This window comes from Caulobacter sp. AVps16 (assembly GCF_058681455.1).
Window position 1 is genome coordinate 1,500,996 of sequence record NZ_CM178739.1, and the last position, 24,941, is coordinate 1,525,936.

Annotated in this window: 18 protein-coding genes and 1 pseudogene; 10 read left to right on the plus strand and 9 right to left on the minus strand. The window is 65.3% G+C overall.

Features of this window, described 5'->3' with window-relative positions:
• Positions 1-794: 794 nt before the first annotated feature.
• The gene (locus ACW17U_RS07345) at positions 795-1,355 is read left to right on the plus strand and encodes a hypothetical protein (protein WP_492055397.1); all 561 of its coding nucleotides are present in this window, start codon (positions 795-797) and stop codon (positions 1,353-1,355) included.
• 101 nt (positions 1,356-1,456) lie between these two features.
• On the opposite strand, the gene ACW17U_RS07350 is transcribed toward ACW17U_RS07345, so the two are convergent.
• Together ACW17U_RS07350 and ACW17U_RS07355 are read right to left on the minus strand one after the other, a co-directional pair.
• On the minus strand, positions 1,457-2,266 hold the full coding sequence (locus ACW17U_RS07350; protein WP_492055398.1) for a ricin-type beta-trefoil lectin domain protein: 810 nt from the start codon (positions 2,264-2,266) through the stop codon (positions 1,457-1,459).
• 58 nt (positions 2,267-2,324) lie between these two features.
• Positions 2,325-3,350: a hypothetical protein gene (locus ACW17U_RS07355; RefSeq protein ID WP_492055399.1), complete on the minus strand. Its 1,026-nt coding sequence runs from the start codon at positions 3,348-3,350 to the stop codon at positions 2,325-2,327.
• A 514-nt stretch (positions 3,351-3,864) separates the two neighbouring features.
• On the opposite strand from ACW17U_RS07355, the gene ACW17U_RS07360 reads away from it, so the two are divergent.
• From ACW17U_RS07360 to ACW17U_RS07385, 6 genes and pseudogenes are all read left to right on the plus strand, one after another.
• On the plus strand, positions 3,865-4,764 hold the full coding sequence (locus tag ACW17U_RS07360; protein WP_492055400.1) for a glycine--tRNA ligase subunit alpha: 900 nt from the start codon (positions 3,865-3,867) through the stop codon (positions 4,762-4,764).
• A 5-nt stretch (positions 4,765-4,769) separates the two neighbouring features.
• Positions 4,770-6,773: a glycine--tRNA ligase subunit beta gene (glyS, locus tag ACW17U_RS07365; protein WP_492055401.1), complete on the plus strand. Its 2,004-nt coding sequence runs from the start codon at positions 4,770-4,772 to the stop codon at positions 6,771-6,773.
• Positions 6,774-7,081: 308 nt separating this feature from the next.
• Complete coding sequence (ppdK, locus tag ACW17U_RS07370) at positions 7,082-9,766, plus strand: pyruvate, phosphate dikinase (RefSeq protein WP_492055402.1); 2,685 nt, start codon at positions 7,082-7,084, stop codon at positions 9,764-9,766.
• Between the two features lie 163 nt (positions 9,767-9,929).
• A pseudogene (locus ACW17U_RS07375) lies at positions 9,930-10,271 on the plus strand (hypothetical protein); the annotation flags it as partial.
• Between the two features lie 152 nt (positions 10,272-10,423).
• Positions 10,424-10,861 carry a heme-binding protein gene (locus ACW17U_RS07380; RefSeq protein WP_492055403.1) on the plus strand — a complete coding sequence of 146 codons (438 nt, stop codon included), beginning with the start codon at positions 10,424-10,426 and terminating at the stop codon, positions 10,859-10,861.
• Between the two features lie 29 nt (positions 10,862-10,890).
• Positions 10,891-11,820 (plus strand): DUF4861 family protein, encoded by a 930-nt coding sequence (locus ACW17U_RS07385; RefSeq protein WP_492055404.1) that lies wholly within the window; start codon positions 10,891-10,893, stop codon positions 11,818-11,820.
• A gap of 51 nt (positions 11,821-11,871) precedes the next feature.
• On the opposite strand, the gene wrbA is transcribed toward ACW17U_RS07385, so the two are convergent.
• Together wrbA and ACW17U_RS07395 are read right to left on the minus strand one after the other, a co-directional pair.
• Positions 11,872-12,471 (minus strand): NAD(P)H:quinone oxidoreductase, encoded by a 600-nt coding sequence (wrbA, locus tag ACW17U_RS07390; protein WP_492055405.1) that lies wholly within the window; start codon positions 12,469-12,471, stop codon positions 11,872-11,874.
• A gap of 90 nt (positions 12,472-12,561) precedes the next feature.
• Complete coding sequence (locus ACW17U_RS07395; RefSeq protein ID WP_492055406.1) at positions 12,562-13,260, minus strand: pirin family protein; 699 nt, start codon at positions 13,258-13,260, stop codon at positions 12,562-12,564.
• Between the two features lie 115 nt (positions 13,261-13,375).
• On the opposite strand from ACW17U_RS07395, the gene ACW17U_RS07400 reads away from it, so the two are divergent.
• Positions 13,376-14,311, plus strand: coding sequence for a LysR family transcriptional regulator (locus ACW17U_RS07400; protein WP_492055407.1), 936 nt, complete (start codon positions 13,376-13,378; stop codon positions 14,309-14,311).
• Here ACW17U_RS07400 and ACW17U_RS07405 read toward each other — a convergent pair.
• Both ACW17U_RS07405 and ACW17U_RS07410 read right to left on the minus strand, forming a co-directional pair.
• Positions 14,283-15,881 carry an autotransporter outer membrane beta-barrel domain-containing protein gene (locus ACW17U_RS07405; RefSeq protein ID WP_492055408.1) on the minus strand — a complete coding sequence of 533 codons (1,599 nt, stop codon included), beginning with the start codon at positions 15,879-15,881 and terminating at the stop codon, positions 14,283-14,285. The genes ACW17U_RS07400 and ACW17U_RS07405 overlap by 29 nt on opposite strands.
• 147 nt (positions 15,882-16,028) lie before the next feature.
• On the minus strand, positions 16,029-17,366 hold the full coding sequence (locus ACW17U_RS07410; RefSeq protein ID WP_492055409.1) for an Hsp70 family protein: 1,338 nt from the start codon (positions 17,364-17,366) through the stop codon (positions 16,029-16,031).
• Positions 17,367-17,472: 106 nt separating this feature from the next.
• Between ACW17U_RS07410 and ACW17U_RS07415 the strand changes: the two genes are divergently transcribed.
• Positions 17,473-18,654, plus strand: a complete 1,182-nt coding sequence (locus ACW17U_RS07415; RefSeq protein ID WP_492055410.1) for a BaiN/RdsA family NAD(P)/FAD-dependent oxidoreductase — start codon at positions 17,473-17,475, stop codon at positions 18,652-18,654.
• 144 nt (positions 18,655-18,798) lie between these two features.
• On the opposite strand, the gene ACW17U_RS07420 is transcribed toward ACW17U_RS07415, so the two are convergent.
• Both ACW17U_RS07420 and ACW17U_RS07425 read right to left on the minus strand, forming a co-directional pair.
• Positions 18,799-21,072: a DEAD/DEAH box helicase gene (locus ACW17U_RS07420; protein WP_492055411.1), complete on the minus strand. Its 2,274-nt coding sequence runs from the start codon at positions 21,070-21,072 to the stop codon at positions 18,799-18,801.
• A gap of 291 nt (positions 21,073-21,363) precedes the next feature.
• Positions 21,364-21,795, minus strand: a complete 432-nt coding sequence (locus ACW17U_RS07425) for a hypothetical protein (protein ID WP_492055412.1) — start codon at positions 21,793-21,795, stop codon at positions 21,364-21,366.
• A gap of 267 nt (positions 21,796-22,062) precedes the next feature.
• Between ACW17U_RS07425 and aspS the strand changes: the two genes are divergently transcribed.
• Complete coding sequence (gene aspS / locus ACW17U_RS07430) at positions 22,063-23,901, plus strand: aspartate--tRNA ligase (RefSeq protein WP_166504197.1); 1,839 nt, start codon at positions 22,063-22,065, stop codon at positions 23,899-23,901.
• 65 nt (positions 23,902-23,966) lie between these two features.
• On the opposite strand, the gene ACW17U_RS07435 is transcribed toward aspS, so the two are convergent.
• Entirely contained in the window at positions 23,967-24,917 is a 951-nt protein-coding gene (locus ACW17U_RS07435) for a pentapeptide repeat-containing protein (RefSeq protein ID WP_062146583.1), read from the minus strand.
• Between the last annotated feature and the right edge of the window lie 24 nt (positions 24,918-24,941).

The following is a 24,941-nucleotide window of genomic DNA, read 5'->3' on the forward strand; positions in this document are numbered from 1 at the left end:
GCGGCTGCTGACAAGCAATGCCGCAGGCGCTCTCCAAGCATTCGATCTTGCATCGGGAAGGACAAGTCGTCTGGATGGCGATCAGGCCACCAGCGCCCGGCACACAAGGCATCCGCCCCTGGCACTTTGCTCATCTAGTCTAACTCTGACGGGGCTGGGATCGTGGCCCGGTCGCTTTTCCTAGCTTGCGGGCAGCCAGTCCCACAACTGCAGACTTGGGCCAATCCGGCAGGAAGGGGCGCCCTCCAACCGAGCGCCAGCCTTCGGCGCAGTTCCGCCAAAACTGTGAACGGGAGACCTGGAACTGAGCAGCTGCGTCTATCCGACGCCACAGAACAGGTTCGGCTTCACGCCCGTCTGATCCTGCCAGATACACGTCCTCAGCGGCTCTGACCCGGCCATATATCGCGTTGCCCGGAGCAGGCTTTAGCCTGTTGCGCGCAAGCCAGCGTCAAGAGTATCGGTCGATTGCAGGCTGATCCGGGCCTCCCCGGCCAGGCGCTCCCCGCTAGGTCCAGCCGCTTCAAGGCCTCTGATGGTTCAGCGCCGGGTCGGAGATGAGACCTGTGTGTGCCATTCCTGCAGACCCGCCACGGTCGAGCAGGAAACGGCGCGCATCCCTTCACCTGATCGGGTGAAGCGCCGCCGGCCCGCAGAGCAATGAAGACCGTACAAATGGGGATGCGAACGGAGGCTCCGCAGACCGACACTGGGGCCTCACCGCGCCGGCCGCTCCGGACTGGTGGAACCACCGCCATAGCCAAACGGCACGCAGGAAGGACAAGGACTCTCCGGTGAAATCGTTCAACTGTCTCCGACTGGCTGTCACCGGCCTCGGCCTGGCGCTGGCCGCCGCCTCGGCAGCCTCCGCCCAAAACGTCGCTGCCGACGCGATCCGGAAGGGGATGGCCGACAGGGGTACAACCAGCGGTTTCTCAATCGACACCAATATGTGGTACGCTGCATCCTCGGATGGCGAATTCCGAGGCCTTCGGCAGAGCGCGGCGCATGCGACGGTCAACGGCGGTGACGGGTGGGCGGTCGTTATCTACATCGAGAACCTGACGGACACACCGTTTTGTATCCGTCCGAAGCCACAGGGCCTGCCCGCCGGCTCCAACTACTATGTGCAGACGGTGAACCAGATCGTCGAGCCACGCGACAAGCTGTTGATCGTAAGTATCAGCGATGCGGGCTATCAGGCGGGCGGGAGTTATCGACTGCCTTTCGCCTACTGGCCACCCAACTATGATGCGCCAGAAGGAACCTGGTGTCGCTCAAATGCCCCCGATGGCCTACAGGACTGGCTGGACGACGCAAGCGCATCCTGGTTCCCTCGTAGCCGCCGGGACTGACCCGGTAGGATCCCTGTTCGCCGATCACTGGATCAGTCGCCGTCCTCAGGTCCAAAAGGGCCAACAGCGGTAGCCGGTGAGTCACATCCCGGTTGATGCCATCACCCGCTGGTCCGGAGTGACCAGGCCTGTCGGGGGTCGGTGCCGCAGGCGGTCATGCGAACGACGATGCGCCCGTGCTCGTCACGCGCTTCAGCGCACTGCCCAAAGCCGTCCACAAGCCGACCGTCCGGCCTGAACAGCCACATCATCGCTCTACCGGATCCGCATGCCCCGATCGTCAGGACCTCACCGAGACCCGACCCTGTCAGGCATCCGCCCTTGCTTCGCCAATGGCCGAAGCTGTCCTGACGACGGCTGAATCGCTGACTTGCGCTGTCATCACATGCGGCCAGTCCGATAAAGGATCCAGCCTCGATCCAGGCTAGGCACTCCCCGCTGTGTCCGGCGGTTTCCAGACCTCCGACGGCGTTGCGATATGGCGGTGGTGAGACCTGTTTGCGCCAGCGCTGCGGACCCGACACGGTGGAGCAGGAACCGGCATAGATCCGTTCACCCGAACGGCTGGAAAGCCCGAGCACGGCCAGACACTGGCCGGCGGCGTTGCGGACTTCACCACCGGGGGCCATGGACCAGGTCTGTCCGGGCGAGCCGTTGCAGTCCGTCGCGAACAGTTCGGGATAGAGCCCGCCGTCGCGCGGGGCGAGGCATCGACCGGCATGCCCGATGGGGCCAGTCCCCATCGGGAAGATCAGGTCCTGTGTCGGACCGCCGTCGCATTCCCGGCTTTCCGCTTGGCCGTCCTCACCGCTCATGGAAAGGCACATCCCGGGCAGGGTCATCGGCTCCAGCGTGGCCGCTTCAGCCCCGGTTCGGGCGCCGCCCAGGCCGACGACGAGAACGGCCAACACCGTGGAGAGACAAATCCGCGTCAGGGCCGAGGACCACCGACCGGTGACAGGGAATGGATCAAGGCTGGGCATCACGGTTCAACTCTACTCGGCACTGGTTGATGGCGATCATGGCGTCAGCGTCCGGGACATCCAGGGCGGCCGGCGCATCGCAGCCTTCGATAGTGACCAGCATCGATCCCGGCGGTGGATTGATGGGGGGATAGAGTAACCAGCCAGACGAGGTCGGCTTCGCGTCAGTGGCGCTCTCGTACAACCGTCTTTCTGCGATCATGATTGTCATCGCCCGCCCGGCATAATCCCCTGAAACCCTTAGGCGCAATGGCGTCGTCCGGATCTGGGACGGATCTGTGACCCTCTGGCCGGCTTCATCGAAGTATTCCGGCGGCGAAAACTCGGTTGAACGCGTGACCTCGTCCGGCACCCCCTTCGGGACCTCAAGCGCCCGCATGATGGATCCCGCCAGCCAGCGTGTCTGGCAGATGTGGACCATGGTCCGGACACCCTGCGCCGTTTCTATCTGCAGGTAGAATGGCGCACCGTCGAAACAGGGTTCTTTCTTGCCGCTCCGAAGTCGCAGCACTGCAGGTCCAAGGTCAGGTTCCCGGGACAGGCAAGGGTCACCCAGCGCGGCTTCAAGCACGGCGGCGAGACCAGGCTCCAGCCGGCCCTGCAGGCGATGAAATTGTGGCCGACCACCCCCCCGCCTCATGTCCCAAATCGGCTCCGTAAGGTCCGCTGGCGGTGGCGGCGGCGGATGCGGGATTCTGGAATAATCGTCCCGCACAAAATGCCAGGTGCCGTTAACACGCCGCGCCGTCGTCCAGGTCGAAATGTCCCCGCCGAACCCTGGCGGAGCAAAGAAGCGGATCACGACATCAGCGTCGCCGAGATCGGGCTCACTTCCGGCCTTAAGGCGCTTGCGAGCAGCCTCGACGGTGGCCGGATCAATCTGTTGAAACATCGAATGATGCAGTTTGGCGATCGCGTCGCATCTTGGCGCGGCCCTCGGCGCGCCCGCGAGTCCCGCCAGCATCAAGAAGGCCGCAATCGGGGCGAATTTGAAAATCATGCGGTTGAACACCGGAGAAGTCGTTTCAGAAACTTACGCCGCAGGGGCCGGGATGGTCCGACGTCCGGAACAATCTGGCCATCCCCATTTGCAGGGGCGCCGTTGTCACGCGGATCTTGGTGGTCAGTCCGCCTCCCGAACGCCCCAGAACCTGTTTCGAGGCCCTACCTTTTCCAGTTGCCGTAGAGCTCAGTCGATACGCCCTGGGGGTGGCTTCATCGCAAGCAGGGCGGCAGTTGGCTGTGCTGCTTGGCCCGGCAACACAAGAAAGGCATCACGGGGCTGTTGGACGGAGGTTGGGGACGGTGTAGTCAGGCCCCCGAAATTCAGTGCATCCATCCTGGTTGGAGGCTTGGAAAGCGGCCTGGCAGCTTGCTGTTCGTTCCTTTCCAGCGCCAACTTTTAGGGTGTTCTTTAGGGCTCGATCTAGCAAGGTTCCAAATGGCTGAGCCAAATTAATCCCTTAACGCAATCCATCGCTGGACCTATGGTCCGCCGACTTTTTTCTGGCCCTGTTCGGACACTGATGTCGCGCCCCAAGCCCACCTCGTTTCAAGCCCTGATCCTGACGCTCCATAACTATTGGAGCGAACATGGCTGCGCGATCCTGCAGCCGCACGACATCGAGGTGGGGGCAGGGACCCTGCATCCGGCCACGGTGCTGCGGGCCCTCGGTCCCAAGCCCTGGAACGCCGCCTATGTGCAGCCCTCGCGCCGTCCAGGCGATGGCCGCTATGGCGAGAACCCAAACCGCCTGCAGCACTATTACCAGTACCAGGTGATCCTGAAGCCCAACCCGGCCAACATGCAGGACCTTTATCTGGGGTCGCTGGAAGCCATCGGCCTGGACCTGCGCCTGCACGACATCCGCTTCGTCGAGGACGACTGGGAAAACCCCACCGTCGGTGCCTGGGGCCTGGGCTGGGAAGTCTGGTGCGACGGCATGGAAGTCAGCCAGTACACCTACTTCCAGCAGGTCGGTGGCCTGGACGTCTCGCCGGTGGCCGGCGAGCTGACCTATGGCCTGGAACGTCTGGCGATGTACGTGTTCGGCGTCGACAACGTCTATGATCTGCCGTTCAACGACCCGGACTCGCCGCTGGGGGCCATGACCTATGGCGACGTGTTCCTGGAGAACGAGCGCCAGCACTCGGAAGCCAATTTCCACGGCTATGACGTGGCCGTGCTGAAAGGCCAGTTCGAGGACATGGAGCGTCAGGTTCCGCTGATGCTGGCCCGGGAATACCAGGGCAAGGCGCTTGTCCTGCCCGCCTACGACATGGTCCTCAAGGCCAGCCACCTTTTCAACCTGATGAACGCCCGCGGCGCGATCGCCGTCGCCGAGCGCGCCAGCTACATCGGACGCATCCGCGACCTTTGTAAGTTGTGCGCCTCTGAGTGGGTGAAGCAGCAGGAAGCCGCGTAAGTCACATGCCCCAACTTCTCCTCGAACTGTTCTCTGAAGAAATCCCGGCGCGCATGCAGGCCAATGCGGCGCGCGATCTGGAACGCATGGCGCGCGAGCATCTGGCCGCCGCCGGCTTCCTGCCCGAGGCCCTGAAGACCTTCGCCGGTCCGCGCCGCCTGACCCTGGTGGTCGAGGGCCTGCCGATCGCCCAGGCCGACCGCAAGGAAGAGCTGAAGGGGCCGCGCGTCGGCGCGCCGCCGCAGGCCATGGAAGGCTTCCTGCGCAAGGCGGGCCTGACCCAGGACCAGCTGGTCGAACGCGACGGCGTCTATATGGCCTTCATCGAGAAGACCGGCCGCCCGACGACCGAAATCATCGCCGAGATGGTCGAGGCCATCGTGCGCGGCTTCGCCTGGCCCAAGTCGATGACCTGGGGCACCTGCAAGCTGCGCTGGGTGCGACCGCTGAAGCGCATCCTGTGCGTCTTCGACCGCGAGGTCGTGCCGTTCAGCATCGAGGGCATCGAGAGCGGCGATATCTCCGAAGGTCACCGGTTCATGGGCGACGCCCAGCCGTTCCGGGTTCGCGACTTCGACGAATACGCCAAGGGCCTGAACGACCACTTCGTCGTGCTGGACGTCGAGGAGCGCAAGGCGCGTATCCTCGAGGGCTGCAAGACCCTGTGCTTTGCCCGCAATCTGGAACTGGTCGAGGACCTGGGCCTGCTGGAAGAGGTCGCGGGTCTGGCCGAATGGCCCACGCCGGTGCTGGGCGACATGGATCCGTCGTTCCTGGACCTGCCGGCCGAGGCGATCCGCACCTCGATGCGGACGCACCAGAAGTATTTCGCCGTCCGCGATCCGGCCCGTGAGGGTCTGGCCCCGCACTTCATCACCATCGCCAATATCGCCGCCGCTGACGGCGGCAAGGTCATCGCCGCCGGCAATGCCAAGGTGCTGTCGGCCCGCCTGTCCGACGCCCGCTTCTTCTGGGACGAGGACCGCAAGGCCGGCAATTTCGAGGAATGGCTCGAGAAGCTGAACGGCGTCACCTTCCACGCCAAGCTCGGGACCATGGCCGAGCGGGTGAAGCGCATCGAGGCCCTGGCCCGCGAGATCGCGCCGCTGGTCGGCGCCGATGTGGAAAAAGCGGGCACCGCCGCGCGCCTGGCCAAGGCAGATCTGAGCTCGCTGATGGTCGGCGAGTTCCCCGAACTCCAGGGCCTGATGGGCGGCTACTACGCCCGCGAAGGCCAGATGGACCCCGAGATCGCCGACGCCATCCGTGACCACTACAAGCCGCAGGGCCCGGCCGACGCCGTCCCGACCGCACCTCTGAGCGTGGCGGTGGCCCTGGCCGACAAGCTGGACACGCTGGTCGGGTTCTTCGCGATCGACGAGAAGCCGACGGGGTCGAAGGACCCCTACGCGCTGCGTCGGGCGGCGTTGGGGGTTATCCGGACGATCCTGGAGAATAACCTACGTCTGTCGCTGGCGAAATTTGGCCAGGTAGATCTTCTGGCCTTCTTCGCCGACCGTCTGAAGGTTGCGCTGAAGGACCAGGGCAAGCGCCACGACCTCGTCGACGCCGTGTTCGCTCTGGGCGACGACGACCTCGTGCGCATTGTCGCCCGGGTCGAGGCGCTGGACGCCTTCCTGAAGACCGACGACGGCAAGACCCTGATGGCCGGCTACAAGCGCGCCTCCAACATCCTCAAGGCCGAGGAGAAGAAGGGCTGGAAGGCCGAGGGCGAACGCGGCCTGCTGGACGACGCCTCGGCGCCGGAAGTGCAGTTGCATGATGCCCTGCGCCTGCTGGAAAAGCCCCTGGCCGAGGCCCTGGCCCGGGAAGACTTCACGGCGGCCATGACCGAACTGGCCGGCCTGCGGGGTCCGGTCGACGCCTTCCTGGACGGCGTGTTCGTCAATTCCGAGGTCGCCGCCGAGCGCGACAACCGACTCAAGACCCTGGCCGCCGTGCGCGACGCCATGGGTCAGGTCGCGGACTTCTCGCTGGTTGCGGGTTAAAGTTCACCGTCCTCCCGAAAATGCGCGGGAGGACGGGATTTATTCGGATGCGGAGAGAGTTTCCCGGATCACGATTCCGTCGCGTTCCGTGAAATCTCAGTCAAGACAACGTTGTCATTGGAAATATTTGCCGAATTTCGGGAGTTTATCCCGGAACGCAAAGCGCCGGTGGACGCGTTCTTGACCAAAGTGCTAGTGAACGCCCCGGATATTGCAGTGCGGGATCACCATTGCACGCAATGTCCCAAGGCAAGACGACCACCCAGAAGGTCGCGGCCTGTTTCACTTATCGCAGGGTGAATTCGATTATGCCGGTTGAGACGCTGACCAAGTCACGTTGGGTCTATTCGTTCGGAGGGGGCGGCGCTGATGGCGACGCCTCGATGAAGAATCTGCTGGGGGGCAAGGGTGCCAACCTGGCCGAGATGTCGTCCCTGGGCCTGCCCGTGCCGCCTGGCTTCACGGTCACGACCGAGGCCTGCGTGCACTACTATGCCAACGGCAAGCAGTATCCGGCCGAGCTGGCGCAGCAGGTCTCCGACGGCCTCGCCACGATCGAGAAGATCACCGGCAAGCTGTTTGGCAATGTCGCCAATCCTCTGCTGGTTTCGGTGCGCTCTGGCGCCCGGGCCTCGATGCCGGGCATGATGGACACCGTCCTGAACCTGGGCCTCAACGACGAGACCGTCGAAGGCCTGGCCCGCCTGTCGGGCGACCGCCGCTTTGCCTATGACAGCTATCGCCGCTTCATCCAGATGTACTCGAACGTCGTGCTCGATCTGGAGCACCACATGTTCGAAGAGATCCTCGACGATCACAAGGATCGCCTGGACATCCATGTCGATACCGGCCTTTCGGCTGACGACTGGGCCGGGGTGATCAAGGACTACAAGGCCGCCGTATTGGAGCAACTGGGGCGTCCGTTCCCGCAGGATGCCCAGGAGCAGCTGTGGGGTGCCGTCGGTGCCGTCTTCGCCAGCTGGATGAACGACCGGGCCAAGTTCTATCGCCGCATGCACGACATCCCCGAAGCCTGGGGTACGGCCGTGAACATCCAGTCGATGGTGTTCGGCAATATGGGTGAGACCTCGGCGACCGGTGTCGCCTTTACCCGCAATCCCTCCAATGGCGACAACCGCCTCTATGGCGAGTTCCTGATCAATGCCCAGGGCGAGGACGTGGTCGCGGGCATCCGCACGCCGCAGTCCCTGACCAAGATCGCCCGCGAAGAGATGGGCGACACGGTGCCGTCGATGGAAGAGGCGATGCCGGTGGTGTTCGCCCAGTTCAAGTCAGTGGTCGAGACGCTCGAGCGTCACTATCGCGACATGCAGGACATCGAGTTCACGGTAGAGCAGGGGACGCTCTACATGCTGCAGACCCGCAACGGCAAACGCACGGCCAAGGCGGCTCTGAAGATCGCCGTCGACATGGCTGCCGAGGGCGTGATCTCCAAGACCGAGGCAATCAACCGGGTTGAACCGGCGTCTCTCGACCAGTTGCTGCACCCGACCATCGATCCTTCGGCCCAGCGGGACGTGATCGCCACCGGCCTGCCGGCCTCGCCCGGCGCGGCCACCGGCAAGATCGTCTTCGACAGCGACGCCGCCGAAAAGGCCTCTGCCGCCGGCGAAGCCGTGATCCTGGTGCGCGAAGAAACCAGCCCGGAAGACATTCACGGCATGCATGCGGCGCGGGGCATCATCACCGCCCGCGGCGGCATGACCAGCCACGCGGCCGTTGTGGCGCGCGGCATGGGTCGGCCCTGCGTTTCAGGGGCCGGTGACGTGTCGATCTTCCCCAAGGAAGGCCTGTTCAGGGTTCGCGGTCGTGAGTTCAAGGCCGGCGAGATCATCACCATCGACGGCTCGACCGGCGAGATCCTGATGGGCTCGCCCAAGATGATCGAACCGGAACTGACCGGCGACTTCGCCACCCTGATGGGCTGGGCCGACGAGGTCCGTCGCCTGAAGGTCCGGGCCAATGCCGAGACGCCGCTGGACGCCAAGACCGCCCGGGGTTTCGGGGCGGAGGGCATCGGTCTCTGCCGTACCGAGCACATGTTCTTCGACGACACCCGGATCGCCGCCGTGCGCGAAATGATCCTGGCCGACGACGAGAAGGGCCGCCGCGCGGCCCTGGCCAAGATCGCGCCTTTCCAGAAGGCGGACTTCGTCGAGCTGTTCACGATCATGGAGGGCCTGCCGGTCACGATCCGCCTGCTGGATCCGCCGCTGCACGAGTTCCTGCCGCACACCGAGGAAGACGTCGCCGCCGTGGCGCAGGCCACCGGCCTGGATGCCGGCAAGCTGCTGCGACGCGCCAAGGAACTGCATGAGACCAACCCCATGCTGGGCCATCGCGGCTGCCGCCTGGGCGTCTCCTATCCCGAGATCTACGAAATGCAGGTCCGGGCCATCATCGAGGCGGCCTGCGACATCGTCAAGTCCGGCAAGGCGGCTCCGATCCCCGAGATCATGCACCCGCTGGTCGCCAAGGGCGAAGAGATGAAGTACCTGCGCGACCTGACCGACCGCACGGCCAAGGCGGTGCTGGAAGAGCAGGGCATCGCGATCGAGTACACGGTCGGCACCATGATCGAGCTGCCCCGCGCCGCCCTGCGGGCCGGCGATCTGGCCGCCAATGCCGAGTTCTTCAGCTTCGGCACCAACGACCTGACCCAGACCACTTTCGGCATCAGCCGCGACGATGCCGGCAAGTTCCTGGGCGCCTATATCGATAAGGGCATTTTCGACAAGGACCCCTTCGTCAGCCTCGACCAGGAAGGCGTCGGCGACCTGATCCGCATCGCTGCCGAACGCGGCCGCGCGGCCCGTCCGGACGTCAAGCTGGGCATCTGCGGAGAACACGGCGGTGACCCCGCCTCGATCACCTTCTGCGAAAGCGTTGGCCTCGATTATGTGTCGTGCTCGCCCTATCGCGTGCCGATCGCCCGTCTTGCGGCCGCCCAGGCGGCCCTGGCCAACAAATAGGCTTCTAAAGGCTGGGCAATCAGGGGCGGTCGTCGAAAAGGCGGCCGCCCCTTTGTCGTTTTCGAACATTGTTATCGATTTGCCGCGCGTCATGGTTAAGCTCCGGCATCCCCGCGCAGACGGGGCATGCACAGTGGGAGAAACACCTATGCGGACCTTGATGATGGCGGCCGTTCTGGCCCTGGGGATCAGCGGCACTGCCCTGGCCGATCCGATGGCCAGCGCCTACGGAAACACCGTCACGATCACCTATCCCAATGGCGCAGTGGCCAAGATGCACATTGACGCCAACGGGACCTATGTGACCAAGACTCCCGATGGTGCCTCGTCCAAGGGCACCTGGAAGATCGAAGGCGGCAACACCTGCTTCAGCCAGACCGAGCCGGCCCCGCCCGCCGGCATGGCGGCCAATTGCAGCCCGACGGCCGAGAAGAAGGTCGGCGATAGCTGGACCGCTCCTGGCCCCAATGGTTCGACGATCACCGTGGCCATCGTCGCCGGCCGCTAAGGACGAGGAGCCGCCGCGTTACAGGACGACTCCGCGGCGGCTCCAAACCTTTTTGCTGGCGATCCGGCGCGGACTCGCGCATCCAGACCGTAAGACTTCTGGGAGGAAGCGTAATGTTGGCCATGTTCGCGTTCGGAGTCGCCCTCGCGATGACACCGGTAGCAAAGCCGATGGCGTCCGACCTGAGCCTCCCTTTGGCGATCGATCTGGCTCAAGCGGCCCTCGAGATCTGTGCGACCCGTGGCTACCCCGCCAGCGCCAGCGTGGCCGACGCCAAAGGAGTCGCCCTGGTGATCCTTCGCCACCCCGATAGTCCCAAGCCGCCGGTGGCCGCGCCGCGCAAGGCGGCAACTGCCGCCTTTTTCGACGCACCCGGCAGCGTGATGGAACCGCGCGAAAAGACAGACCCGGCCTTTGGCGCCCGCATCGCCGCTGAGCCAGAGCGGTTCAATGCGCACGGCGGCTCTCTGCCCCTGCATGTCGGTGACCGACTGGTGGGCGGCCTGGCTGTCGCCGACGCGCCCCATGACATCGCCGATCAGTGTGCCAGGGCGGCGCTGGCGCGATTTGCCGATCACGTCCAATGACCCCGCGCCCGCCGCTCAAGGAGCAAAAAATGTCGAGACCTCTCTGTATGATGATGGTCGGGCTGCTGGCACTGCCGCTGGCGGCGGCAGCCCAGAGCGTGCCGGTCCCGCCGAAACTGATCTCCAAGATGGAGAAGCCGGACACTGAGGGCCAGAAACCTCGCGCGACGGTCGTCTATGCCCCCTATCGCTTTGACGACATTCTCTGGGAGAACGACCGTACGGCCCACCGCATCTATGGTCCCGCCCTGCAGGCCTATGAGCCGCCATCGACCTCCGGCATCGACGCCTGGGGCAAGTTCGTGCGCTGGCCCTTCATGGCGCGTCAGCTGAAGACCGGCCAGCAGCACGATTTCCACGGAGAGGGTCTGGACTTCTACAATGTCGACACCTCGCGCGGGGCGGGTGGCCTGGGCGTCTGGGCGGACAACAAGCTGTGGGTATCGCGAAACTGGAAGTCCTACGCGATCCTCAAGGACGGGCCGGATACCGCCGCGTTCAAGGTGGACTATGCGCCATGGCCGGTCGATGTGGGCCGCAAGGTCTGGGAGACCCGGACCTTCACCCTGCCGATGGGAACCAATTTCACGCGGATGGTCTCGACCATCAGCTCGGATACCGCTGAGCCGCTGGTGGTGGGCATAGGGATCGCAAAGCGCAAGGGACCTACCGGCAGTGGCGTCTTCGTCAAGGACCTGGCCCCGGGGCGCGTGTCCTACTGGCAGCCGACCGATCCCGACAAGGGCACGATGGGTGTCGCCCTTATGGTCGACCCGGCCACGGTCGTTGAGGTCCGGCAGGACTTTGACAACTATCTGGTCCTGATCCGGGTCCAGCCCGGCAAGCCGTTCGTCTACTATATGGGCGCGGCCTGGGACAAAGGCCTCGACTTCCACTCGCGGGCCGAATGGGAGTCCTATGTCCAGGCCCAGGCCCCGGACTTCGATCCGGCGCACTAGGGTCTTGCCCCTCCGGGCTGCCAGGCAGCGGGGAGGGGCAAGCGGCGCGGCCTAGCCGTGCAGCTTGATCGCGGTCTCGGCAATCCTGCGGCCCTGATAGCGGGCACCGGCCAGCTCGTTGTCGCTGGGCTGACGCGCGCCGTCGCCGCCGGCGATGGTCGTGGCACCGTAGGGGCTGCCGCCGGTGACTTCGTCGAGGGTCATCTGGCCGGCAAAGCCATAGTCGAGCCCCACGATCACCATGCCAAAGTGCAGCAGGTTGGTGAGGATCGAGAACAGGGTGGTTTCCTGACCGCCATGCTGCGTCGCCGTCGAGGTGAAGGCGCCACCGACCTTGCCGTTAAGGGCACCGCGGGCCCAAAGGCCACCGGCCTGATCCAGGAAGGCCGCCATCTGAGATGACATCCGGCCAAAGCGCGTGCCAGTCCCGATAATGATGGCGTCATAGTCCGCCAGCTCGGCGACCGTGGCGATCGGCGCGTCCTGGTCGAGCTTGAAGTGGGCGTTTTGAGCCACCGCCAGCGGAGCGGTTTCGGGCACGCGCTTGATATCGACCGTTGCGCCGGCCTCGCGGGCCCCGTCGGCCACGGCCCGGGCCATGGTTTCGATATGGCCGTAGGACGAATAGTAGAGCACCAGAACCTTGGCCATGATGGCCTCCTTGGGGGGGAAGGTGAGGGAGGAATGGGCGAGGGAAACCTTGCGTTCCGTCTCGCCCTGGGATTGAAGGCAAGCGACGCCCTAGGCGGCGTCGACCAGAACCAGTTCAGCATCGTCCAGGGCGGTGACGGTGATAGCGTCCTCACCGGTGATGGCGGCACCGTCACGGGCGTCCAGCCGCACGCCGTTGACCTCGACCGAACCGACCGCCGGCACCAGATAGGCATGACGCGTCTTGCCCAGGTCGTAGGTCGTGCTCTCGCCGGCTTTCAGGGTCGCGCCGAGGACCCTGGCATCCGTGCGGATCGGCAGGACGTCGCTGTCTTCGGCAAACCCGCTGGCCAGAGTCACGAACCGGCCGGAACGCTCACCCTTGGGGAAGGGCTTGGCCCCCCAGGAGGGGGCCCCGCCGGTGCGGTTGGGCTCGATCCAGATCTGGAAGATGCGGGTGGTGTCGCTCTCCAGATTGTACTCGGAGTGACGGATCCCCGTGCCGGCGCTCATGACCTGAACGTCGCCTGCTTCGGTGCGGCCCTTATTGCCAAGGTTATCCTGGTGGGTGATCGCACCGCTCCGGACATAGGTGATGATTTCCATGTCGGCGTGGGGATGGGGCGGGAAGCCGGTGTTGGGGGCGATTTCGTCATCGTTCCACACTCGCAGGGCCCCCCAGTTCATGTTGCGGGGGTCGTAATAGCTGGCGAACGAAAAATGGTGCTTGGCCTTGAGCCAGCCGTGGTCGGCTCCGCCAAGCCTGTCGAAGGGTCTGCGATCGATCATGACCTTGAACCTCTGTGAACCTCGGGGTGTCGCCATCGACACCCCTTGCTTGAGGTGAAGATAGCGATCAGGATCGCGATCGAAATAGAAACTATTGAAATCCATTGTTTCCAAAATGAGCAAGCTGCCTGACCTCGAAGGCTTGGCGATCTTTGCCAAGGTGGTGGAACTGCGGTCCTTTGCCGGGGCCGCTGAGGACCTGGGCCTGTCGAAGGCGACGGTCTCGAAAGCGGTCACCCGTCTGGAAACGCGGCTGGGTGCCCGCTTGTTCAATCGCACCTCACGCCGCCTGGCCCTGACGGATGCAGGTCAGGGTCTGGTCGAGCCGGCGACCCGGGTCCTGCTCCAGGGCGAAGCGGCTGAGAATGCCGCCCTGGCCCAGTCGGCTGCGCCGCGAGGCCTCGTGCGGCTGGCCGTACCCATGTCATTCGGCCTTGCCGAGGTGGCACCGGTCCTGCCGCAGTTTCTGACCGCCTATCCGGAGGTTTCCGTCGACCTGCATCTCAGCGACGCCATGGTCGACCTGATCGGCATGGGCTTCGATGCGGCCTTGCGGATCGCGGATCTGCCAGATTCTTCCATGGTGGCCCGGCGTTTGCGGCCGGTGAAACGCCTCGTCGTGGCCGCGCCGAGCTATCTGGCGCGGAGGGGGCGGCCAAGCCATCCCGGGCATCTCGCCGAGCACTGCTGCCTGGGCTATGCCTATCTTCCGACTCCTGACACCTGGCGGTTCGTCAATGGGGCAGGGCAGGAGGCGTCCGTTCGCCCGGCCGGCCCCCTCAGGGTCAACAATGCTGACGCGCTTCTACCCGCCCTGCTCGCGGGACTGGGCCTGGCGGTTCTTCCGGATTTCATCGCGCGCGCGGCCTTGGCCGATGGCCGGCTTGAGGCGGTGATGCCGGACTGGACACCGCCTCCCATCGCGCTTCACCTGGTCATGCCGCCTGGCGGTCCCAGACCGGCGCGCGTCGAAGCCCTCACGGTCTTTCTCACCTCGGCCCTGGGGGGAAGAGGTGGCGAGTCTAAAGGTAATCCAGCTGGTCTGGCGTAAAGGCACCCACCTGGAGCGGGCTCATGGCGGCAATGCTGGTTGTCGACAGCCATTCCAACTGGGTGCTGGTCAGACCAGGGATCTGGTCCGGCGTCAGATAGCTGATCTGGGTCGTGGTCATGCCGTCGATCACGGTGGTCGACAGGGCCGAGACCTGGGCGGCGCTAAGGGCCCCGATCTGCGTCCCGTTCAGGCCGTTGAAGTCGTCGAGGGTCAGGCTACGCACCTGATAGGCCGTGAGGCCGCGCATGGCCGTAGGACTGATCGCCCCGATCTGGGTGGTATCCAGCGCCGCCAGACTGGTCACGGACAGGGCACCCATTTGCGAGGCTGTCAGGCCTCCGATCTGGGTGGCCGAGAACTCGCCAATGTCGGTGACCTTCAGGCCTCCCAGCTGACTTGCCGTCAGGCCGCCCAGCTGCGTCGTCGAAAGACCCCGGACCTCGGTGGCGTTCAGGCCAGAAAAATTGCTGCTTGAAATGCCGCCCAGCTGACTGGCGGTCAGATTGGCGATTTGCGTCGTCGAAAGTTCCGCAAAGTCGCTTGTGCCAAGACCGCCCATCTGGATCGCCGTCAGTCCGGCGAACTGGGTGCTGGTCAGCGCCCCGATCTGGGTGCTGGTCAGAGCATTGAGATTGGTGGTCGACAGCGCGCCGAGCTGCGAGGCCGTCAGCCCGCCCACCTGGGTCGTCGTCAGCTCCGCAAAATCAGTGGTGCTAAGGCTTGCGATCTGGGTGGTCGTCAGGCCGCTGATCTGGGTAGCACTGAACCCGGCCACCTGGGTGGCGGTCAGGGCCGAAAGACCAGTGGCATTCAGGCCGCTGAGCTGGGTCGCGGTCATGACCCCGACCTTGGTGTCCGACAGGCTCGCGACCTGGGTTCCGCTCAGACCGGCGACCTGGGCGGAGGATAGGGCGCTGATCTGGCTGGTCGTCAGCACATCCATCTGGGTGGCGCTCAGGGCGCCGATCTGGCTGGCGGTCATGCCGCCGATCTGGGTGGTCGACAGGCCGGCCAGCTGGGCGGCGGCAAAGGCGGCGATGGCCGCTGCCTCCAGGGCCCCGATCTGGCTGGCCGCGAGTCCGCCAATCTGGCTGGCAGCCAGCTCGCCAATATCGGTCGTCGACAGGCCGGCCATCTGGCTGGCCGTCAGGCCGGTCAGCTGGGTGACCTCGAGCGAGGCGATCTGGGTGGCGTTCAGTCCGGAGAAGCGCGTGGCCGAGAGCGCGCCGATCTGGGTTGAGGTCAGGACATCCAGCTTTGCCGCATCGAGCCCGGCCAACTGGGTCGAGGTCATGGCTCCGACCAGTTCACCACTGAATGCCGCGAGCTGGTCGGCATTGAAGGCTACGCCCGCGCCGAAACTGGGGATCTGGCTGGCCGAAAGGCCTTTGACCTGTGTGGACGACAGGGCATCGACCTGGGTCGCATCGAGCACGGCGACGCCGCTGGCGTTGATAGCCCCAACCTGGGTGCTGCTGAGCGTCGCGAGCTTCGTCGTCGACAGATCATCGATGATCGTCGTCGGGAGCGCTGCGATCTGCGCGGCCGAGAGGTAGGAGATCGGCAAAGGGTTCGTCCTGACCGAAGTCGCAGGCCTGTCGCTGCGGCGACGCGGCTCGCCTTTCGAGAAGATTAACCTTCACGCTAGGTCGAATGCGAGATTCGGTCCACGCGACAAAGTAGAGCAGTGGGGCGGAGGCCTTGGCCCTGCAGATCAGGCAGCGGAGTGGACGGCGGCCTGCATGGTCCAAAGGCCGAGGTCGGTTTCGCGGCCGATCAGGGCCAGGCCCGAAGCGATGGACTCAAATTCGCCGCCGCTTTCGATCCGGTCGGCTGCAAAGCGACGATAGAAGATCTCGCGCACGGCGGGCACGAACGAGCTGCCGCCGGTCAGGAAGACGCGGTCGACCTGCTGGGGCGGCAGATTGGCCCGGGCCAGGGCCTGGTCCACCGCGGTTTCGATGGCCGTCAGTTCCGGGGCGATCCAGCCCTCGAAGCTTGCCCGCTCGACCTCCTGTTCGATCAGGATCGAGCCAGCCTCGAAGCGAAAGGTCGCGCGGTCATGGGCCGAAAGCGCTTCCTTCAGGCCCGACACAGCGCGGTAGAGGGCGTAGCCGTGATTGTCGTCCAGCACCTCGATCAGGCGACTGATCTTTTCCGGCTCCAGGGCGGTCTTTTCAAGGGAGCGGATGTCGCGCATGTCGCGCGAGGCCCGCAGCAGGGCCAGCTGATCCCAGCGGGCGAAGGCCGTATAGTAGCGCTGCGGGATCGGCAGGCGGTTATCGAAGGCGCGATAGAGTGAGCCCTTGCCCAGGGCCGGCGAAACCAGCTGGTCGATGATGCGGTAGTCGAAGGCGTCGCCGGCCACGCCGACGCCGGAATGGCTGAGTGGCGTCGAGCGTAGGGTGCCGTCGGACTCGCGCTCGAACCGGACAAGAGAAAAGTCGCTGGTGCCGCCGCCGAAGTCGGCGACCAGCACAGTGGCGTCCTGTTTCAACTGGCGAGCGAAAAAGAAGGCCGCGCCGACGGGCTCATAGGCATAGCGGATGTCAGTGAAGCCCAGCCGCGCAAAGGCCGCCTCGTAGCGCTGCAGGGCCAGGGCCTCATCAGGATTTCCGCCTGCAAAGGTGACCGGTCGTCCGACGATAACCCGGGGCGGCAGGTCGGCCATGGCCTCGCCCGCATGCTCGCGCACCTTCAACAGAAAGGCGGCCAGCAGGTCCTCGAACAGGTAGCGCTTGTTGAGGATGCGGGTCTCGGTGAAGGCAGCGCTGGCCGCAAAGCTCTTGAACGACTGGATGAACCGCGTTTCCAGCGGATCCTCGAGATAGGCCTCGATCGCCCAGGGGCCGGCCTCGACCACCCGCTCGTTGGCCTCGCCGCCCTGTCCCTGGAGATTGTGGAAGCTCAGGGCCGACCGGAAGGCAAACAGGTCGCCCTCGGTGGTCGGAAAACGGACCAGGCGTGCAGGGCCATCGCCGTACGTCATCGAGACGACGGTATTGGTGGTGCCAAAATCGATGCCGATCGTCGGCGGGACGACGGACGTCATGGGCGGGGCCAATCTGCGGATGCGGGGGGCGTGCGTCGTAGCGGCTGGCGGGCACCGGTTCAAGGGCATGATTGACTTCGCAGAGCGCGTCCTATGGAAGAACGCGATGGAACAGTTCGATGTCTTGGTGATCGGGGCCGGCGCGGCCGGCATGATGTGCGCGATCGAGGCGGGCAAGCGTGGCCGCTCGGTGCTGGTGGTCGATCACGCCAAGGCTCCTGGCGAGAAGATCCGCATCAGCGGCGGTGGACGCTGCAATTTCACCAATATCCACACCGCCCCGGCCAACTTCCTGTCGGCCAATCCGAAGTTCTGCGTCTCGGCCCTGCGTCGGTACACCCCGAAAGACTTCATCAGCTTGGTCCAGAAGCACGCCATCGCCTTTCACGAAAAGACCCTGGGCCAGCTCTTCTGCGACGGCTCGGCCAAGCAGATCGTCACCATGCTGCTGACCGAGATGGAGGCCGCCCGCTGCGAGCTGCGGCTGGAGACCGGCGTCGACCGTATCGCCAGGATCGACGGGGGTTTCGAACTGGCCCTGTCCAGCGGGGCCAATGTCCGCTGTCAGTCACTGGTCGTGGCCTGTGGCGGCAAGTCCATCCCGAAGATGGGCGCGACGGGCTTCGGCTACGAGATCGCCAGGCAGTTCGGGGTCGGCCTCGTCGAGACCCGACCGGCCCTTGTGCCCCTGACGTTCGAGGTCCGGGCCCTGGAGCGTCTGGTTCCCCTGTCAGGCGTGGCGCTCGACGCCGTCGTGGCCCACGGCAAGACGAAGTTCCAGGAAGGCATGCTGTTCACCCACAGGGGGCTGTCCGGTCCGTCGATCCTGCAGATTTCGTCCTACTGGCGGGAAGGCGACGAGATCCGGGTCGACATGGCCCCCGGCGTTGACGCCCTGGCGGCCCTGAAGGCGGCGCGCACCGCGACGCCGAAGCGGGCGGTGTCGACGGTGATGGCGAGCTTCCTGCCGCAACGGGTGGCCCAGATCGTCTCCGACGACGAAGGTGCCCAGGGCAATATCGCGGACTGTTCCGACAAGGTGCTCGGCAGGCTGGCGGCTGCCGTGAATGCCTGGACCTTTAAGCCCGTTGGCTCTGAGGGCTATCGCACGGCGGAAGTGACGCTAGGCGGCGTGGACACCAATGATCTGGACTCGCGGACCATGCAGGTAAAGGACGTCCCTGGCCTCTATTTCATCGGTGAGGTTGTAGACGTCACCGGCTGGCTGGGTGGCTTCAATTTCCAGTGGGCCTGGGCCTCGGGCTGGAGCGCCGGCCAGGCGGTTTAGCGCGAGAAGCGCAAGTCCTCCCCCTGAAGGGGGTGGCGGCCCGAAAGGGCCGGAGGGGGTGGCCGGCAATGCGCCAACAGAACTTCCCCCTCCGTCCGCTTCGCGGACACCTCCCCCGCTAGGGGGAGGATTTTCAATCCATAGCTACTTCTTTTTGAACGGCTTACCCGCCGGCTTGCCGCCGTCGAAACCCTTGGCCTTGAAGGGCTTGGGGCCCTTGAACGGCTTGGCGGGACCCTCGCCGCGCGGCTTGGGCGAATAGGTCGTCTGCGGGCCGGAGGCCTTCTCGCCGAACGCCTTGGGCGCAGCGCCTGCACGGGGCTTGAAGTCCCGCTTGGGAGCATCATCCCGGCCTTCGGCGCGCGGCTTGTAGGCGCGCTTTGCACCGCCTTCGCTGTCGGCCGGCGAGTACGGACGCGGCGCGTCATCCCGGGGCGCGCGGGGCTTGAAGTCGCGTGGGGCAGCGTCGCGCTTGAATTCTGCACGGGGCTTGAACTCTCGCGGCGCGGCATTGTCGCGATCGCGAGGGGGGCGAGCCTTGTAGTCGCCCTTCGGCTCTTCGCCCTTGCCGTAAGGCTTGGCGGTGCTGAAGCCGTCATCGCTATAGGTCGAAGGGCGCGGAGTGTGATCGCGCGAGCCCGGAGCGTTGGCACGCGGCGAACGCGGCGCTTCATCGCGAGGCGGACGTGGCTTGAACTCACGCGGCGCGGCGTCGTCGCGGGGCGGACGCGGCGCATATTCCTTGCGCGGACCGGCATCGCGAGCGGCCGGAGCTGCGGTCGGAGTGATGGCGACGTCGTCACGGACGGTGGCCTGCACCGCCGCGCCGAACTTCACCGCAGCCTCGGCCGAGATCTCGAACTTGGTGTCGTAGTCGAAGATCCGGATTGAACCGATGTCCTTTTTGGTCACGTGGCCCAGACGGCAGATCAGCGGGATCAGCCACTTGGGGTCCGCGTTGTTGCGACGGCCGGTATTGAGGCGGAACCATTCGGCACCGTTCATATCAGTCCGTGGCTCGCGTTCGGGACGGTCGCCACCGAAGTCGCGGTCCTGGCCGAACTCGCGGGGCTCGCGGCTGCGCGGGCCCGGATCGGCGCCGTGGCGCGGGTCATCATAGATCTCTTCCGGCGCCGGCAGCTTGGCGCGGCGAGTGCGGATCAGGGCGGCGGCGATCTCAAGCGGCGTACGCTTGGCCAGCATGGCCTCGGCCAGGGCGGTGTCTTCCTCGACCACGGCCTCGTCGAAGATCGGATCGTCGAGCAGACGCTCGGTGTCCTTGATGCGGATCTCGTCGGCGGTCGGGGCACCGCCCCAGTGGCCTTCGACGCCGGCGGCCATCAGCAGCTGCTCGGCCTTGCGACGGCGGGTATAGGGCACGACCAGGGCCGAAACGCCCTTCTTGCCGGCCCGGCCGGTGCGGCCCGAACGGTGAAGCAGGGTGGCCTTGTTGACCGGCAGTTCAGCGTGGATGACCAGGCCCAGATCGGGAAGGTCCAGACCGCGCGCGGCGACGTCGGTGGCGACGCAGACGCGGGCGTGACCATCGCGCAGGGCCTGCAGGGCGTCGGCGCGTTCACGTTGCGACAGCTCGCCCGACAGGCCGACCACGGCGAAGCCGCGCTCGCGCAGCTTGCTGTGCATGGCGCGGACGCTTTCGCGGGTGTTGCAGAACACCAGGGCGCCGGGGCTTTCGAAATAGCGAAGCAGGTTGACGATCGCGTGCTCGATCTCGTTGGGGGCAACCCGCACGGCGCGATACTCGATGTCGCGGTGCGGTTCATTGCGGCCGACGGTGTCGATGCGCAGGGCGTCGTTCTGATAGCTCTTGGCCAGCTGCACGATCTCGCGTGCCAGGGTTGCCGAGAACAGCAGGGTGCGGCGTTCCTTGGGTGCGGCGTCGAGGATGAACTCGAGGTCTTCGCGGAAGCCCATGTCTAGCATCTCGTCGGCCTCGTCGAGGACGGCGACCTTCAGCTCCGACAGGTCCAGGTGGCCCCGCTCGATATGGTCCCGCAGGCGGCCAGGCGTGCCGACCACGATGTGGGCCCCGAAATTCAGGGCGCGTTGCTCACGGCGTGCATCCATGCCGCCGACGCAGTTGACGACCACGGCCTTGGCTTCGGCATAGAGCCAGGCCAGCTCGCGATTGACCTGGATGGCCAGTTCGCGTGTGGGGGCGATGACCAGGCACATGGGCGCGCCGGCCTTGCCCAGCACTTCGGCGTCGCCGAGCAGGGTGGGTGCGGCGGCCAGGCCGAAGGCGACGGTCTTGCCGGAGCCGGTCTGGGCGCTGACCAGCAGGTCGCGGCCGTCGGCATCGGCTTCCAGCACGGCGGCCTGGACGGGGGTGGGCTCAGCATAACCCTGAGCAGCAAGAGCCCGCTCAAGAGCGGGGTGGGAGGCGGGGAAGGGCATATAGGTCCAATTCGGTTCAAGCGGACGGCACACACACACGTGCGGCCCGCGCCACGACCAAATACGACCCCCAAATGGACCGTGTTCTTGGTCTTATCTTCTGAAATATAGACCTTTTTGGCCGCCTTGCCGATGAGGCGCGGGCGAAAAGAGGTCCGATGGGCCGCTTAAGGAGGCTAAAACAGTCGGGATTGCAAGGGCGAGGCGGCAATTCTCACCAGGTGCGGCGGATTCGCCGCAGGTGTGAGGGGCGCGAGACCGGGACCGAACGACCCCGCGCCATGACGGTGACTAGTCGGAAGAGGGCAGGCCCCGTGGAGGCTCCGTGGCCAACTCGCGACAGACGACCGCCGAGAAGGTGGCCAGCAGGCCCAGGACCAGCAGGAGCAGCATTTCCGCAAAGCCCGGGGCCAGTACCGTCAGGCTGGGAACCGCCGGACTATTGGCGATACCGACAGCTCCGGCGAGCAGGGTAAACAGGCTGGCGGCGCCGGCGAGCAACGGCGCGCCCCTGGCGAGGGCGGACAGGGCTGCGGACCGGCCAAGGCTCAGCAGGACCGGAGCGCAAAGGGTGGAGGCCACCAGCAGCAGCATGATCAGTTGGACGGGCAGGGCGGCATGACCGAAGACCTCGACCAGGGTCAGGTGTTCGGCTGCGGGAGCGGCCAGTGCCGGCGTGGCCAATGGGAACGTTGCGGCAGCTGACAGGGCAATGAGGCGCATGGAAGTCTCCAAATGAATTACCGCTGTAAGATTAGCTAGAATTACGGTGGTAATTCGGGAAGTCAATGCCGAGCTTTTCAGGCGCCAAGGGGCCGTTCGGTGGGCCTGCATGCGGAATAGGCCAGGCCCCCGCCAACGCGCGAGCTCGTGATTTCAGAGGGAAAGGATCATGGGTGAAACCTCAGAATCCTTGACATCAACGCCCCCCCATGCGCCTTTCCGCGCCTTGCAAATCAACGCGTTCCCGCGACTTTCGAAGACTTTGTCATGACCACGATGCACGCCTACCGCACCCACACCTGCGGCGCCCTTCGGGCTTCCGACACCGGCGCCGATGTCCGGGTCTCAGGCTGGATCCATCGCAAGCGCGACCATGGTGGCCTGGTCTTTATCGACCTGCGCGATCACTACGGCCTGACCCAACTGGTCCTGCATCCCGAAACGCCCGGCTTCGCCATCGTCGAGCGCCTGCGCGCCGAGAGCGTGATCAAGGTGGATGGCAAGGTGCTGGCCCGCGACGCCGCGGCGGTAAATCCCAACCTGCCGACCGGCGAGATCGAGATCCACGTCACCGCCGTGGAAGTGCTTTCGGAAGCCGCCGAGCTGCCGCTGCCGGTGTTCGGCGAGCCGGACTATCCCGAAGAAATCCGCCTCAAGCACCGCTATCTGGATCTGCGCCGCGAGACCCTGCACAAGAACATCGTGCTGCGCAGCAAGGTGATCCACTCGATCCGTCACCGCATGGTCGAGCAGGGTTTCCTTGAGTATCAGACCCCGATCCTGACGGCCTCATCGCCGGAAGGCGCACGCGACTTCCTGGTGCCGTCGCGTCTGCATCCTGGCAAGTTCTACGCTCTGCCTCAGGCCCCGCAGCAGTTCAAACAGCTGCTGATGGTCTCGGGCTTCGACCGCTACTTCCAGATCGCCCCGTGCTTCCGCGACGAAGACCTGCGCGCCGACCGCTCGCTGGAATTCTACCAGCTCGACGTCGAGATGAGCTTCGTCACCCAGGAAGACGTGTTCGCGGCCATCGAGCCGGTGATGCACGGCGTGTTCGAGGAATTCTCGGGCGGCAAGCCGGTCTCGCCGATCTCGGGCACCCATACCTTCACCAACGATTTCGGCGCGTCGCTGGAGCACAAGGGTTTTGAGCGCCTGACCTATGCCCAGTCGATGGCCTGGTACGGCAGCGACAAGCCTGACCTGCGCAACCCGATCAAGATGCAGGATGTCTCCGAGCATTTCCGCGACGGCGGCTTTGGCCTGTTCGCCAAGATCCTCGGCGCTGATGCCAAGAACAAGGTGTGGGCCATTCCCGCACCGACCGGCGGCAGCCGCGCCTTCTGCGACCGCATGAACAGCTGGGCCCAGGGCGAAGGCCAGCCCGGCCTTGGCTATGTCTTCTGGTCGGAAGACCAGGGCGGCTGGGGTGGCCCGATCGCCAAGAACCTCGGGGAACCAGTCTCGGCCCTGATGGAGAGCCTCGGCCTGAAGAACGGCGACGCCGCCTTCTTCGTGGCCGGCGATCCGGCTGTCTTCGCCAAGTTCGCCGGTCTGGCTCGCACTCGCGTCGGCACCGAGCTGAAGCTGGTGGACGAAGAGCAGTTCAAGTTCTGCTGGATCGTCGACTTCCCGATGTTCGAGTGGAACGAGGACGAAAAGCGCGTCGACTTCTCGCACAACCCGTTCTCGATGCCGCAGGGCGGTCTGGAGGCCCTGGAGACCCAGGACCCCCTGACCATCCGCGCCTATCAGTACGACATCGTCTGCAATGGCTACGAGCTGTGCTCGGGCGCGATCCGGAACCACAAGCCCGAGATCATGCTCAAGGCCTTCGAGACCGCCGGCTATGGCGCCGAGGTTGTCGAGGAGCAGTTTGGCGGCATGCTGAACGCCTTCCGCTTCGGGGCTCCCCCGCACGGCGGTCTGGCCCCCGGCATCGACCGCATCGTCATGCTGCTCGCCGAGCAGGTCGCCATCCGGGAGGTCATCGCCTTCCCGCTGAACCAGCAGGGCCAGGATCTGCTGATGAATGCCCCGGCTGAAGCCCAGGACCGGCAGTACAAGGAACTGCACATCCGTTCGGCACCGCCGATCAAGGTCTAGTTTCCAGACCTTCGCTTGAATGAAAAAGGCCCTGGTCGTGAGACCAGGGCCTTTTGATTTTGCGGCTAGTACTTGGGGGGCTTGGGCGGTGCTGGCGGCTTGGGCGGCTTGGGGATTGCAGCCTGAGCCGCGCGCTGGGCCTCTGCGGCCGCCCGTTGCCCTTCGGCGGCGGCGCGCTGAGCCTCGGCCTCGGCCTTGGCCCGCTGGAAGTCGACCATCACGCGGATCTGCCGCCGCTCGCCACGGCAGGCACGCACCGTCAGTCCGCGCGGCAGTCGGGTCGAGCTGTCCCCGCAGGCCTCGTCCAGCTGATCCTGGTCCAGACCCTTCGCATTGGAAAGGTCCGCGCCACCCAGTGACGCGCCCGACAGGTCCGCGCCTCGGAAATCGGCACCATGGAAGATCGCGCCGCGCAGGGTCGCCCCGGTCATCTCCACGCCCCGCAGGTCGGTCTGGTCGAACCGGCCGCCGGTCAGGTTGGCGGCATTGAGCTCGGCGTTCCGGAAATCGGCTCCGCGGGCATTGACCGACATCAGGTTGGCCCCTGTCAGTTCCGCACTGGAGAAGTTGGCCTTGCCGAGATTGGCCCCGACCATGTTGGCACCGTGCAGTTCAGATGATGAGAAGTCGGCGCGGCTGAGATTGGCATTGGCCAGGTTTGCGCCGCTGCTTTCCACGCCCGACAGGCGGGCATCGGAAAAGTTGGCATTGACGAAATTGGCACCCCGCATCTCGGCCCCGCGAAGATCGGCACGGCTCAGATCCGCACCTGAGAAGTTGGAGCCGTAGAAGGCTGCACCCCGGAGGTCCGCGCCAATCAGGATCGCGCGGTCGAAATTGGCACCGGTGAACTTGGCACCGGTCAGCTTACGGCCCGACAGCTCGCAGCTGACGCACATGCCGCCGAACGACACCAGCCGAGCGACGTCCTTGTCCTCAGGACCGGCTTGGGCCTGTCCGGCCAGGGTCGAAAGAGCCAGGGTCAGAACCGCGAGTGAAACGCCCATGCGGGACATGATGTTCTCCTACCCGTCAGTACG